Below are 12,508 nucleotides of genomic sequence, written 5' to 3' on the forward strand. Positions count from 1 at the left end.
GTGGACTCCCGGCGCGGGTTAGGGGGTTTCGCTTTTACTCGAGTGCGTCGCCCTCGAGCCAGCTACCGGCCCAGCACTCGATTTCGTCGAAGACCGGTTCCAGGGATTCGCCCTTGTCGGTGAGGCTGTAGTAGGTCGCGATAGGGGCGTCTTCCTCGATTCGGCGCTCGACGAACCCCGTCTCGCCCAGATCGTCGAGGACGCGGGAAAGCGTCCGGGCGTTGGCACCCGTCGAGCGCTTGAGTTCGTTGAATCGTTGCTCGCCCTCAAGGAGTTCGTGAAGGACTGCCAGTCGCCACTGGGAACCGATCTGCTCGAGGGAGGCGATGACGGGACAGGCATCAGGAGTTTCGGCGCGGGAACGGGGCTGTTGAGATGACATCTGGCTGTTTAATCGTAGATGACCGAGCCCTATAGCAGTTCGGAAACGAACCACCGCTCACCCTGCTCGCCACTCATCACGCGGGTGCCGGGAAGCCGACGCCGTATACCCCCGTATACGGACTGGTGTACCTGTGTCTCGATGACACCGTAACGGTATGCGGTGGTGGCGAAACTGAATCCCAGCAGGGCGTCCAATGGCTGCAAGATTGACCGCCACCACAGTCTAGTGAACGTCGTCTCGAGTAGTCGTATCGGTGACTCGAACCAGCTACGCGATCGTCGGCGGGGGGATCGTCGGGGCGAGCGTCGCCTACCACCTGAGCGAGCGAGGCGCCGACGACGTCACGGTCTACGAGCGAGCGGGTCTGGCTTCCGCGACGACCGCGAAGTCCACCGCGATGATCGGCGTGGCGGGTCCGGAGCCCGTTCGCCGGCTGAAAGCCTACGGGTTTCGGTTGTACAACGACTTCTTCGCCGATCCGGCGGCGGACCCCTCCTACGTCCACACCGGTCGGCTCCGGGTCGCGACTACCGAGGACAGTGCCGCCGCGTTCGAGCGGCTCGTCGCGGACGACCCCGATCGCGACGGCGACGGAGAACGAGCCGGCCTTCAGCCGTCGCGATTCGAACACACCCTTCGGGAATACGTCCCAGGCGAGTCGCTACACGACCGGTTTCTCCTGCCGCCCCTCGAGACGGCGCTCGTCGAGGGGGCACTCTATCAACCCGAGTACGGCTACGTCACGAGTGAGACCAGCACACTCGGTCCACAGGCGCTCGCGTTCGAGTTCGTCGAGCGGGCGAGAGACGGCGGCGTCACGTTCCGGACGGGGACGACCGTGACGGCCGTTCGGACCGAGGGCAGCCGTGCGACCGGTATCGAGACGGCCGAGGACGGCTTCGTCGCCGCTGACGAGGTGATCTGTGCGGCGGGGCCGTGGACCGAACCGCTCCTCGAGGGTGCCGGCCTCGAGCTCCCGGTCGACCGCGTCCCATCGCCGGTGTTTGCGCTGACGCTCGAGCAACCGCTGTCGTACACGCTGCCGGCCATCAAACACCACGAGTCGTCCGTCGGTATCCATCCGAAGCGCGACGAGACGATCTTGTTGACGTATACGCCCGACGACGCGGCCGCTCGAGACGCGTTCGAGAGGAGCGATCCCACGCCGTCCGAGACTCACCGCCAACGTGCACTGGAGGCAGCGACGCGATTGGTGCCCATCCTCGAGGAGGCGACGATCACCGACGAGTGGCTCGGTTTCGGCACGCGAACGCCCGACGGTCGCCCTCTGGCCGGCTGGACCTCGATCGACGGCCTGTCGCTGGCGGTCACGCCCGCCGGAATCCAACTCGGGCCCGCGGTCGGTTCGATCGTCGCTCGACAGGTACTCGAGGACGATCCGACGCGCCACTACGATACCGTCTCGATCGCTCGGTTCGATGGGTATTCCGACTGGCGACGCGAGCGCTAACCGACGGGGTCGTCGGCGCTCCCGACAATCCGAAGCCGGCGGTGTGGCCAGCCATACGGACCGCTGTGTCGTTTCACCAGGACGACCGCATTTGCTCGCGGTCGCGCCGGTACCGACATCCAGCAGTCCGTATCAGACGATTACTGTCCCGATGTCCCGGCCCAGCCGCCGCCCGGGTCGCGGTTGGGCCGGAACTGACGGACAGGAAACCGTATCAGTCGTCCGTCAACAACTCGTCGATGCGCTCGAGCGCTGCGAGACAGATCGGTGCCGTGCCGGCCGACTGTAGCGGGAGTTCGAAGGCGACGCGACAGCGCTGCGGGCCGAGATCGTCGACTCGATGGCCGGAACTCGGAACGCCGCCGATCCGCCAGGTCCAGCGCCGCTCCGAACACGTCGTCACTCGAAAAGGAAGCCAGACGCCAGGTGTGCGAACGCGACCGGTCGTCCCCTCGCAAACGCGACGGTCCGTGGCCTCGACCGCCGTAACTACCGGCGACCACTCCGGCCAGCGCGTCGTATCTACGAGGGGGTCCCAGGCAGTTTCAGGGGCGACCGCGAGAACTTGGGAGGCCTCGAGTCGGAGGCCAGACGGGGTCTGCGTCGTTCGAAGGCGCGTCATCGTCCGAGAGGACGGGCCGAAGGGCCTCAACTCTCTCGTTGTTACGTGTCCGACAGTCGTCTGCCACTAGACTTTTGAGGCGACCGCCAGTCTCGAGTAACGAATGCCGATCGTCGACGTCACCGACCTTCGAAAGGAGTACGGGGAGTTCGCCGCGGTCGAGGGAAGTACGTTCTCGATCGAGCGCGGCGAGGTCTTCGGCGTCGTCGGCCCCAACGGCGCGGGCAAGACGACGACACTGAAGATGATCGCCGGGCTCATCGAGCCGACCGACGGCACCGCCGTCGTCGCCGGCCACGAACCCGGCGAACGGGCGATGCAGCGACGGCTCGGTTTTCTTCCCGAGGCGTCGCCGCTGTACGAGGAGATGACCGCCCGCAGCTACCTCGCGTTCTTCGCCGACCTCTATGGCGTCCCCAGCGACGTCGCCAGCGACCGGATCGAACGTACGCTCGATCGACTCGACCTCGAGCACCGCGACCGCCGACTCGGCAACGTCTCGAAGGGAATGAAACGCAAGGTCGCGATCGCCCGCGCGCTGGTCAACGACCCGGACGTGTTGATCTTCGACGAACCCGCGTCCGGACTCGATCCCCTGACGACGAACTACATCCTCGAGTTTACCCGCGAGTTGAGCGACGAGGGCAAGACGATCGTCTTCAGCGCGCACAACCTCTTTCACGTCGAGAGCATCTGCGACCGGCTGGTAATCATGAACGAAGGCCAGATCGTCGCTCGCGGAACCCTCGAGGCGATTCGCGAGACCCACGGGACGACCGAGTACCGCGTCGATGCGACGGCAGACGCCAGTGGCGCCCTCGATAGCGACGCCGTCGAGGTCGTCCGCGAGAACGGTACCGTCACCCACGTCGTCGAGTCGATGGACGATGTCGAGGCGGTCCGCGAGCGCGTCGACGCGGCGGGCGGGCAGATTACCGACATTCGGACGACGACGCCGACCCTCGAGGAGATCTTCCTCGAGATCGCCACCGGGTCCGAAGCGGAGGCGGCGACGCCGTGAGCGACGACTCGGCCGATCGGGGCCCAACCCGTTCGGTCCAGCCTCCCCGACTCGTCAGCGCCGCCAGCCACCTTGCCGGTAGCGCCACTCGAGTGGGGCGAATCGCCCGCTGGGAGCTGACAAAGAGCGCCGGGACGATCGACCGAAAGACGATCCTGCTCGTGCTCGCGGTGGTCGCCGTTGCCGGCGTCGTCGGGCTCTCGGTGGCCGACGAGGGCCTCGGCCTCGAGGACGAAATCTACGTGGTCGGCGTCGACGAGGACGATCCATACCACGATGTGGCCAGCGAGAGCGAGCAGTTTCGACCGATCGCACTCTCGATGGTCGACGACGACGGCGGCGACGTGAACGCGGATGTTATCCTCACCAGGGACGGCGAGATATACGTCGCCGGCGAGCACGGCGAGGCCGCCTACGACGCCTTCCGGGATGCCATCGACGACTACAACGAGCAACGCATGGCCGACGAAGCCGACGAAGCGGCTGCCTATCCCGTCCTGGTCACCGTCAACTACCAGGAGCGCACGCTTGCGGACGTTGCCGACGGCGCGGCCACACCTGACGGAGGGGCGGCCGACGCCTCGAGTGACGACGGCGCTGGCGCCGAAACGCCCGGCCAAGACGCTGACTCCGACGACGGCATCGACACTGGCGGCGACGGGGTCACGGGCGAACAGGACGCGGTCGCATCCGACGGAGACTCGAGCGAGCCACTCCAGGTGCCCGATGTCGGGGACGGTGCCGTCACGGAACAGACGACGCCGACGTCGCCGGGCGCGCTCGAGCCACCGTTCCCCTTCGAGGCGCTCGTGCTGGCGTTTCTGTTCATCGTGCCGATGAACTTCGTGATCCAGGCCTACGGCAGTACGATCATGGACGAGCGGATCAAGCGCCGCGGCGAACTGCTGTTGGTCTCGCCGGCCTCGAGTCCCGAAATCGTCGCCGGCAAGACGCTGCCGTATCTGCTGGGTCTCGCTGCAGTCACGGTCGTCATCGCGCGGGCGATCGGTGGCGGCGGCCAATCGATCGCGGCGGCAGTGCCGATCGCGCTCGCCTTCCTGGCGGCGACGTTCGTCGGCGCGATGTTTGCCCGCTCGTTCAAGGAACTCACGTTCGTGACGGTGACGATCAGCGTCGTGTTGACGACGTACACGTTCGTGCCGGCGATCTTCACCGACGTGACGCCGATCGCGCTGATTTCGCCGCTTACCCTGATCGTGATGGACCTCCAGAACGAGTCGGCCCAGATCGGCGAGTTCCTCTTCTCGACGGGCCCGTTCTACCTCGGCGCAGCCGTCTGCTTTCTGGTCGGTATCGGCGTCTACCGCGAAGAAGATATGTTCTCCCAGAAGCCGATCCCGGCCAAGATCGTCGACGCGATCACGAGCCAGATCGATACGATCTCGAGTCGCGTTCACGCCTACGCGAGCCCGTTCGTCCTCTCGATGCTCGCGATTCCGTTCGTCTTCGCCGCGCAGTTGCTCGCGGTCGCGTTGCTGTTTGTCGTCCCCGAAGCCATCGCATTGCCCGTCATGTTCGTCCTCGCAGCCGCGATCGAAGAGTTCGCCAAGAGCGTTCACGTCTATGCCGGCTACGCGCGCTCGCGGTTCGACGCCTCGCTCCGCGTCGCGGCCGTCCTCGGGGTCTTTTCCGGGGCCGGCTTCTTCCTCGCGGAGAAATTCACCCACGCCGTCCAGCTGGTCGGGCTCCCCGATCTCACCGTCGGCGCCGCGGCCTTTGGCCCCGCGCTCTCGAGCGAGCCGCTCGTGTTCCTGGCCATCTTCTTCGCGCCGCTCGTGTTGCACGTCGTCACGGCGGTCGTCGGCTCGCTGGGCGCGAGTCGCGGGCGGCACGCGTACGCCGTCGCGTTCGTGATCGCGACGCTCGTCCACGCACTGTACAACCTGGGGGTGATCGCCCTTGTCGCGTGACGCGGACGAGCAGACGGCTGACACGCGAGAGACGGCCGTCCAGCGTGGGCCGAATCCCCCGGCTCCGACCGACGGATCCGACGATCTCGGTTCGCGATCGGTCTGGCACGCCAGATGGGCGCTCGTCCGTCGCGAACTCCGCTCGCTGCGATCCGAGAAGACGATCCTGCTCGCGATCGCCATCCAGCTGTTCATCGCCGCGTTCTCCTCGTTTCTGGTCGTCGGGCTGGTCTCGATGTACGATCCCGGCTCTGTCGAGGGCTACCAGACCGAGGTCGCGATAACCGGTGACGATACGGACGCCCTACTCGCCGCGGCCAACGAGCAGGAGGGACTCCGGGCGATCACCTACGACGACCCCGCCGACGCCTACGACGACTTCGAATCCGGCTCGAGTCACGTCACTGCCGTCCTCGATGCGAACAGAGACGACGACGGCCGGCTCGTTGTCAGGACCACGCTTCCCGAAGAGGGTCTCGAGACCACCTTGCTGGTCGTCCAGCTCCGCGAAACGCTCGAGGCCGTCGAACACGACGAACGCGTGGCCAACGACGACCGCCTCGAGGCGACGCCACTCGAGATTCCGCCGGCGGTCGAGGCCAGTCCGTACGTCGGCTTCACCTACACCATCTTGGTGCCGCTGTTGCTCTTCTTACCGGCGTTCATCAGCGGCTCGATCGTCGTCGACTCGGTGATCGAAGAGCGCGAGCGCGGCACCCTCGAATTGCTGCGGGTGGCGCCGCTGTCGTTCGTCGACGTGGTCGACGCGAAACTCGTCGCGACGACGGCACTGGCGCCGATACAGGCGGTCGCCTGGCTCGCGTTACTCGCGGCAAACGGGACGGAAATCGGGAATTCGGCGGCGTTGCTTGTGCTCGTCACGGCGCTGTCGCTACTCGTCGTCGCCATCGGTTCGGGAGTCGCACTCTACGCGCCCGATCGCCGGCAGGCCCAGTTGCTGTACTCCATCGCGATCGTCGCCGCGTTAGTCGTCGCCACCCTGTTGCCCGAACACCCCGCAAACACCGTCGCGAAGTTCGCGATCGACAATCCGACGGAGACGACCTGGCTGTTGCTCGCGCTGTACGTGCTGTGTGGTGCCCTCGCTCTCGCCGTCCTCAGACGCGGTATTACAGCGCTCGAACCGGAGTCGCTGTGACCCAGTACGACAATCTCGAGTGCGGTTTCGCCGAGAGCGGTCACATTGTTTCCCGTCGCAGCCCCATGGCGTTCGCTTTTGCCCGTCCCGGCCCTGGGTGCGAGCGTGACTGTCCCATCCAAAGCGGAACGATTGCTCGAGAGCGAACCACTGATGGCCCATCTCGGCACGTGTGCAGACGGACGGCCCCACGTCGCACCAGTCTGGTATTGCTATGCTGACAGCGTCGTCGATGTCGTCACGTCCGGCCGAAAGCTCGCAAACGTACGGGAAAATCCGCGCGTTGCCCTTTCGGTGCAGGCCGACGACGCCGGCGAGACGGAGTGGATGGTGACGCTGCTCGGAACGGCGACGGTCGTCGAGGACGAAGCCGCGACGGCACAGGTCCGCGAGCAAATCAACGAAAAGTACGGCGCTGACCACGACGCCTACGCCGAAAACACGCTCGTCCGTATCGATGTCGGTTCGACATCGTATCGAACGTACTGATTCCGTTATTGATTCTCGAGTCGTTCCGTAGCCGCCGCGATCACCAGCGGCAGCGAGATCGTCGCGTCGCCGTAGACGGAGACGTTGTCGGCGTCTTTCTCGAGTTTGCCCCACGAGCGGGCTTCCTCTAAGGTCGCGCCGGAGAGACCGCCGGTCTGTTTCGGATCCATCGTCAACTGGACGGCGTAGTCGTAGGCTCGGGGCGTGACGAGCATCGTCTGGAGGGTGAAGTTCTTCGGAACGCCGCCGCCGACGACGAAGGCGCCGGCCTCGTCGGCGTCGAACGCGATGTCGGTCAGGCCGGTCATGTCCGCGAGCGCGTCGAGCGAAAAGGGCGATGTCTGGGAATACATCCAGGCCTGCAGCCCGAGCACGGAATCCTGTACGGCGGGACAGTAGATCGGCACGTCCGACTCGTACGCCGCCGCGGCGATCCCCGGCTCCTCGTCGATATCGTCGCGTTCGTTGACCGCGGCGTTGGCCCTGCCGAGTTCGCGAGTGAGGCGTTCGATCGTCACGGCACCTTCGTCCTCGCACTCGGCCTCGAGGGGCGGAAAGACCTCCTCGCGAAGGTGGGACTCGAACGTCGCGAAGAACTCCTGGGGGAGATAGACGTTGTATATCCGATCGACACCTTCGTCCCGGAGCGTCTCGTCGTGCTCTCGTTCGGTCTTTCCCTCGGGTGTCACCTCGCCGTGGTGGTGTTTCCCGCCGATGGCCTCGATCGAATCGTGGGTGAGGTTCGCGCCCGTCGTCACCAGCACGTCGATATGACCGTCGCGAATCAACGTCGAAACGATGCGACGCATCCCTGCGGGGACCATCGCACCGGCCAGCGAGAAGAAGACCGTCACGTCGTCGTCGAACATCGATTCGGTGACGCGGACGGCCTCGTGGAGGTCCGTCGCGCCGACCCCGGCGTTACCGTACTCGTCGGCGAGTTCGCCGACGGTCATCCCGGCCCGGACCTCGGCGTGGCCGACGGGGTCGTGGGAAAAGGTCTCGCGTTCGGTTTCGTGCTCGTCGCTCATACGTTCGACTCGGCGAGCCAGCGGTTTGAACGCCGCGATTCGGCGTCCGTCTGTACACGGTTTCCCTCGAGAACACTTCGCCCCCGTACGGGTGGCCCTACCGCATCATCGCGCCCGCCGGATGGGTCCCGCAGACGGCCGGATCGTAGCCCGCATCTGAGAGCCCTGTCCCGAGCGCGAAGACGGTCTCGCCGAGCATCGCCATCGAGGCCTGGCCGTCCGCGTCGGCCACGTCGTCGATCGTCTCGGCAATCCGATCGGTCACCAGTCCGGCCTCGCAAGCGAACTCGCGGGAGGCGTACATGAACGAGAGTAGGGTCGGCTCCCCGACGACTCTCGAAAGCGCCTGTTTGCCGGCCGCGGTCAACGCTTCGGTGTCACCCGAGAGCACGTCCGCCGTCGAGAGTTCGCCGAAGGAGACGTACTCGACGCGCGCTCGAGCGGGGATCGCATCCAGCTCGTTCGCGTGTGGCCCGCCGGGCTCGAGGCGGATCGGGACGCCGCCGTGGGCCTGGGCGACGACATCACCGAGACCGGTGCCGGCCTGGACCTCCGCCCCGTGAGCGATCGTCACGAGTTCGTTGTACGACAGCGTCCGCTCGAAGACGTGATTCGCCGCGAGCGCCGTGCCGAGCGCTAACGCACCCGAAACGCCGAATCCGGCACCGATGGGAACGTCGGATTCGGCCCGAACACGAGCGTCGACCTCGAGCGTGTCCAGCACCGTCGTGACCGGGTCGACCTCGATCTCGACCCCGTCGAGGACGACCGTCGAGTCGGAGTTCGCTGTCGGTTCGACCGTTACGTCGACCCCGTCGGTGAGCGTCACCCCTGCCCCTCGAGAACCCGCTTTCGTCGGATCCTCGTCCGGGTGGGCGCTGAAGAAGCCAGTGATGTGTCCGGGGACGAACGCCGTCGCCTCGTCGCGCATTGGCCGGGGTTACCACTGCACCGGTATAACGTTGAAGATTCGGCGCGATCTCGAGCCGAGAACGGTCATCTCACTGTCGAGTTCATCAGCACGTGACCGGTTCTCGTCGATAGTCAGAAACCCCCGATACTGATCGTGTTATAAATTAATTCTCTTTTGAACAAGTAGAATTAACTTGCTGTGGTACCTATTGAAGGACACATGTCGGATACCAACCGTACTAACGAACGCTCGAACGAGCCGGACGAACGAACACAACCAGTCGACGAAACGACGACGGATCGACGAACGATGCTCAAGGCCGGCGGCACAGCACTCGCCGCCGGCGCTGGACTCACCGCCAGTACCGGCTCCGCGGCTGCCGTCTCCACGTTCGATGTCGAGGTTCGAGAGATCGACAGCGGCTGGAGCGGCCCCGATCCGCTCCCGGTCGTCGACGAACTGTTCGTCTTCATCCACGGCTGGTTCGGCGATTCGACCGTCCGCAGCCAGGCTGCAGACGTCGCCGAGGCGCTCGAGGACGGCGGCTACGAGCCGGACGAGTACATCGGCATCCAGTGGGACGCGACCACGATCAACTTCATCGGCGCGACGGCAGAAACCGAAAATGTGGGCGAAATCGTCGCAGGCCTCGCGGAGGACTTCTACGACGGCGGCGGCGGCAACATCCGGCTGGTCGGTCACTCGCTGGGCGGCCGTGCCGTTCTCGAGACGATCAACGCGCTCGAGGACGGCTACGAAATCGAAACGGTCGCCCCGCTGGGAGCCGCTGCCAACGGCGATATGGTCTGTGATGTCGACGGGACCTTCGCCGACAGCTGGTACGACGGTATCGCCGACAACGCCGGGGAAGTACGCAACTACCACTCCGAGAACGACTCGACGGTCGGTGCCGCCTACGGCGGACTCACTGGCAATGCGCTCGGTGCCGACGGCTCGGACTGCCCGGACGAGGTCGCCGATACCTACGCGGACATCGACGTGACCGACAGCGTCGGCAATCACTTCGCGTTCCTCGGTGACGACCTCGTCGGTGAGGACCTGGCCGCAGCTATCGTCGACGGCGAGGGTGCAGACCACGGCGAAGCGCCCGAGAACGGCGGCGGCTGGTGGTAGCGACGACGATCCGTTCACAACGCGAGATCGACTCCGTCCCGCTGCTCGCCGTCAGGAGTCGAGTCGCCGATCAAGGACGGTCGCAGTGACGAGCGTGGCTTCGGTCCGCCGAAGGATCTGGCCGACCGAACTCGCGGAACAATCCAACTCGGCGGCGATATCTTCGTACGTCGCGTTTCGTGGAATGTCGTAATACCCCTGCTCGTACGCCGTCACCAACACCTCCTGCTGGCGATCGGTTAGCTCGTCGAACCGGTGCGTAGTCGACGGATAGTACGACATCACGGTTTCGACGGTGAGCTCGCCGAGTGATCGCGTTTCGGTGACGTGCTCCTGGACATCCTCGTCCGGACCGATCACGGTCACGCGAAGCGACGACCGCTCGGAATCGACGACCGTCATCGGATACCGGACGATCACACCGTGGCGACGGTGGGGCTCGAGGAACGATCGATCGGCCGTAATGTAGACGTATAGGGTTCCTGTATGAGATTATTGGAATGGTTGGATGACGTTAAGCATCTTAATTTCACTTTTATCTATGAGAATATGAAATCATCCACTCTAGAATAAATATCGGTTTATCCAGTTCGGCCGACGACTAGCATGCAACATGGCAGACAACGGGACGCGGCAATCAGGCGACGCTGGTGAATCGGACGAATCGAGTACGATGCGGCGAACGATGCTCGAGGCTGCGGGCACGACGATGATTGCAGGCGCTGGACTCGCTGCGGGCCCCGGTTCGGCGACGGCACAGTGGTCCCGACGGCTACATCGACATCGACGTCACCGACAGCGTCGGCGACTACTTCGAGTTCCTCGGCGATAGTCTCGTCGGCGACGACCTCGCCAGCGCGATCGAGAACGGCGACGATGACGACGATGGCCCCGATAATGGTCTCGGTGACGACCGACTCGAGCAGCTTTGAACCATCGAACGGGCGATTCGACACTCGAGAGTCGGGTAGCCTCTCCGTCACCAACTCGGAACGGAACGATTACGCCCTCGCCTTACGGACTCAGACGCTGCCGATCTCGCGGGAAGAGTACAGCTTCGCGAATGTTCTCGAGGCCGAGGATCGTCATGATCAGGCGCTCGCCACCGAGGCCGAAGCCGGCGTGTGGCGGCATGCCGTACTTGAACATCTTCGTGTAGTACTCGAACTCACTGGGATCGAGGCCCTGCTGTTCGAAGCCGTCGATGAGGTTGTCGTGGCGGTGTTCACGCTGGCCACCCGAGACCAGTTCCATCCGCGGGTGCATCAGGTCGAACCCGGTCGAGAGCTGTTCGTCGTCGTCGTGGTCTTTGATATAGAACGGCTTGATCTCGCTGGGCCAGTCGGTGATGAAGTAGTGGCCGCCGACGTCGTCACCGAGGGCCTCCTCGGCCGCCGTCGAGAGGTCGTCACCCCAGACGAGTTGCTCGTCGAGTTCGCCCGTCGCGTTGATGCGCTCGAGGGCTTCCTCGTAGCTGATGCGAGGGAAGCCGTCCTCGGGAACCTCGAAGTCCTCGGCGAGACCAAGGGCCTCGAGTTCCTCGCTGCAGTTCTCGGCGACGGCTTCGTAAGCGGCCGTGACGACCCCTTCGGCGACGTCCATGGCGTCGTCGGCCTGGCAGAACGCGCCCTCGAAATCGATCGAGGTGGCTTCGTTGAGGTGTCGCGGCGTGTTGTGCTCTTCGGCGCGGAAGATCGGGCCGATCTCGAAGACCCGCTCGACGCTCGAGCCGGCGATCAGCTGCTTGAACAGCTGTGGCGACTGGTTCATGAACGCTTCCTCACCGAAGTAGGTGATCGGGAACAGTTCGGTGCCGCCTTCGGTCCCGGTCGCGACGATCTTCGGCGTCGTGATCTCGGTACAGTGGAACTGACGGAACTGCTCGCGAACGGCTCGCAGAATCTCCGCGCGAATCTCGAAGATCGCCTGGACCTCGTCCTTGCGCAGGTCGAGGGTGCGGTTGTCCAGTCGCGTCGAGATGTCGGCGTCGACCTTCCCGGAGGGGTCGAGGGGCAGTTCGGGGTCGGCCGCCGAGACGACCTCGAGTTCCGCGGGCGTAACCTCGACGCCGGTCGGCGCGCGAGGCTCTTCCTCGACCGCGCCGGTGACGCGAACGACGCTCTCTCGAGCGACATCGAGGCCGGTCTCGACGAGCCCGTCGTCCATCTCGTCTTTCTCGAACTTGATCTGGATCTTGCCGGTGGAATCCCGGAGAATCAGAAAGGCGATACCGCCGAGGTCGCGAATCTCGTGGACCCAGCCGGCGACCGTCGCGTCCTCGCCGGGCTCGGCGTCAGCAGTATAGGTTCTGTCCTGCATACCACCCGATTCACGCAGGCGAAACTTAAGCGC

The 12,508-nt window shown here is 64.9% G+C and carries 13 protein-coding genes; 7 read left to right on the forward strand and 6 right to left on the reverse strand.

Translation table 11 applies throughout. The features are described from left to right. Positions 1-34: 34 nt before the first annotated feature. Positions 35-382 (reverse strand): winged helix-turn-helix transcriptional regulator, encoded by a 348-nt coding sequence (locus D8Y22_RS15655; protein WP_141465632.1) that lies wholly within the window; start codon positions 380-382, stop codon positions 35-37. Positions 383-638: 256 nt separating this feature from the next. Here D8Y22_RS15655 and D8Y22_RS15660 point away from each other — a divergent pair, with 256 nt between their 5' ends. Continuing rightward, on the forward strand, positions 639-1,856 hold the full coding sequence (locus D8Y22_RS15660) for an NAD(P)/FAD-dependent oxidoreductase (protein ID WP_141465633.1): 1,218 nt from the start codon (positions 639-641) through the stop codon (positions 1,854-1,856). Positions 1,857-2,070: 214 nt separating this feature from the next. Here the strand turns inward: D8Y22_RS15660 and D8Y22_RS15665 are convergent, their stop codons facing one another. Further along, complete coding sequence (locus D8Y22_RS15665) at positions 2,071-2,478, reverse strand: SRPBCC family protein (protein WP_141465634.1); 408 nt, start codon at positions 2,476-2,478, stop codon at positions 2,071-2,073. A 103-nt stretch (positions 2,479-2,581) separates the two neighbouring features. Here D8Y22_RS15665 and D8Y22_RS15670 point away from each other — a divergent pair, with 103 nt between their 5' ends. From D8Y22_RS15670 to D8Y22_RS15685, 4 genes are all read left to right on the forward strand, one after another. Next, positions 2,582-3,499 carry an ABC transporter ATP-binding protein gene (locus D8Y22_RS15670; protein ID WP_141465635.1) on the forward strand — a complete coding sequence of 306 codons (918 nt, stop codon included), beginning with the start codon at positions 2,582-2,584 and terminating at the stop codon, positions 3,497-3,499. Beyond that, positions 3,496-5,430: a PrsW family intramembrane metalloprotease gene (locus D8Y22_RS15675; RefSeq protein WP_246084470.1), complete on the forward strand. Its 1,935-nt coding sequence runs from the start codon at positions 3,496-3,498 to the stop codon at positions 5,428-5,430. The genes D8Y22_RS15670 and D8Y22_RS15675 overlap by 4 nt, the downstream gene beginning before the upstream one ends. Beyond that, complete coding sequence (locus D8Y22_RS15680; RefSeq protein WP_141465636.1) at positions 5,420-6,589, forward strand: ABC transporter permease; 1,170 nt, start codon at positions 5,420-5,422, stop codon at positions 6,587-6,589. Before D8Y22_RS15675 ends, D8Y22_RS15680 begins: the two co-directional genes overlap by 11 nt. Before the next feature lie 105 nt (positions 6,590-6,694). After that, complete coding sequence (locus D8Y22_RS15685) at positions 6,695-7,078, forward strand: pyridoxamine 5'-phosphate oxidase family protein (protein WP_141465637.1); 384 nt, start codon at positions 6,695-6,697, stop codon at positions 7,076-7,078. A gap of 5 nt (positions 7,079-7,083) precedes the next feature. Here D8Y22_RS15685 and D8Y22_RS15690 read toward each other — a convergent pair whose 3' ends face one another. Together D8Y22_RS15690 and D8Y22_RS15695 are read right to left on the reverse strand one after the other, a co-directional pair. Next, entirely contained in the window at positions 7,084-8,109 is a 1,026-nt protein-coding gene (locus D8Y22_RS15690; RefSeq protein WP_141465638.1) for a deoxyhypusine synthase, read from the reverse strand. Positions 8,110-8,206: 97 nt separating this feature from the next. Then, positions 8,207-9,040, reverse strand: a complete 834-nt coding sequence (locus D8Y22_RS15695) for a pantoate kinase (RefSeq protein ID WP_141465639.1) — start codon at positions 9,038-9,040, stop codon at positions 8,207-8,209. Positions 9,041-9,241: 201 nt separating this feature from the next. On the opposite strand from D8Y22_RS15695, the gene D8Y22_RS15700 reads away from it, so the two are divergent. Then, on the forward strand, positions 9,242-10,156 hold the full coding sequence (locus D8Y22_RS15700) for an alpha/beta hydrolase family protein (RefSeq protein WP_141465640.1): 915 nt from the start codon (positions 9,242-9,244) through the stop codon (positions 10,154-10,156). A 51-nt stretch (positions 10,157-10,207) separates the two neighbouring features. On the opposite strand, the gene D8Y22_RS15705 is transcribed toward D8Y22_RS15700, so the two are convergent. Next, the gene (locus D8Y22_RS15705; protein WP_449421058.1) at positions 10,208-10,621 is read right to left on the reverse strand and encodes a helix-turn-helix domain-containing protein; all 414 of its coding nucleotides are present in this window, start codon (positions 10,619-10,621) and stop codon (positions 10,208-10,210) included. Between the two features lie 248 nt (positions 10,622-10,869). Between D8Y22_RS15705 and D8Y22_RS15710 the strand changes: the two genes are divergently transcribed. After that, positions 10,870-11,088, forward strand: a complete 219-nt coding sequence (locus D8Y22_RS15710; RefSeq protein WP_141465641.1) for a hypothetical protein — start codon at positions 10,870-10,872, stop codon at positions 11,086-11,088. Between the two features lie 82 nt (positions 11,089-11,170). Here the strand turns inward: D8Y22_RS15710 and aspS are convergent, their stop codons facing one another. Then, positions 11,171-12,475 (reverse strand): aspartate--tRNA(Asn) ligase, encoded by a 1,305-nt coding sequence (gene aspS, locus D8Y22_RS15715; RefSeq protein ID WP_141465642.1) that lies wholly within the window; start codon positions 12,473-12,475, stop codon positions 11,171-11,173. Positions 12,476-12,508: the final 33 nt, after the last annotated feature.

The sequence above is a fragment of the Salinadaptatus halalkaliphilus genome, from assembly GCF_006543045.1.
Lineage (GTDB): Archaea > Halobacteriota > Halobacteria > Halobacteriales > Natrialbaceae > Salinadaptatus > Salinadaptatus halalkaliphilus.

Excerpts from the sequence above, each read along its gene's own strand:
- D8Y22_RS15695 (WP_141465639.1), bottom strand. The coding sequence starts at position 9,040 with ATGCGCGACGAGGCGACGGCGTTCGTCCCCGGACACATCACTGGCTTC.
- D8Y22_RS15665 (WP_141465634.1), bottom strand. The coding sequence starts at position 2,478 with ATGACGCGCCTTCGAACGACGCAGACCCCGTCTGGCCTCCGACTCGAG.
- D8Y22_RS15700 (WP_141465640.1), top strand. The coding sequence starts at position 9,242 with ATGTCGGATACCAACCGTACTAACGAACGCTCGAACGAGCCGGACGAA.
- aspS (WP_141465642.1), bottom strand. The coding sequence starts at position 12,475 with ATGCAGGACAGAACCTATACTGCTGACGCCGAGCCCGGCGAGGACGCG.
- D8Y22_RS15670 (WP_141465635.1), top strand. The coding sequence starts at position 2,582 with ATGCCGATCGTCGACGTCACCGACCTTCGAAAGGAGTACGGGGAGTTC.
- D8Y22_RS15655 (WP_141465632.1), bottom strand. The coding sequence starts at position 382 with ATGTCATCTCAACAGCCCCGTTCCCGCGCCGAAACTCCTGATGCCTGT.
- D8Y22_RS15690 (WP_141465638.1), bottom strand. The coding sequence starts at position 8,109 with ATGAGCGACGAGCACGAAACCGAACGCGAGACCTTTTCCCACGACCCC.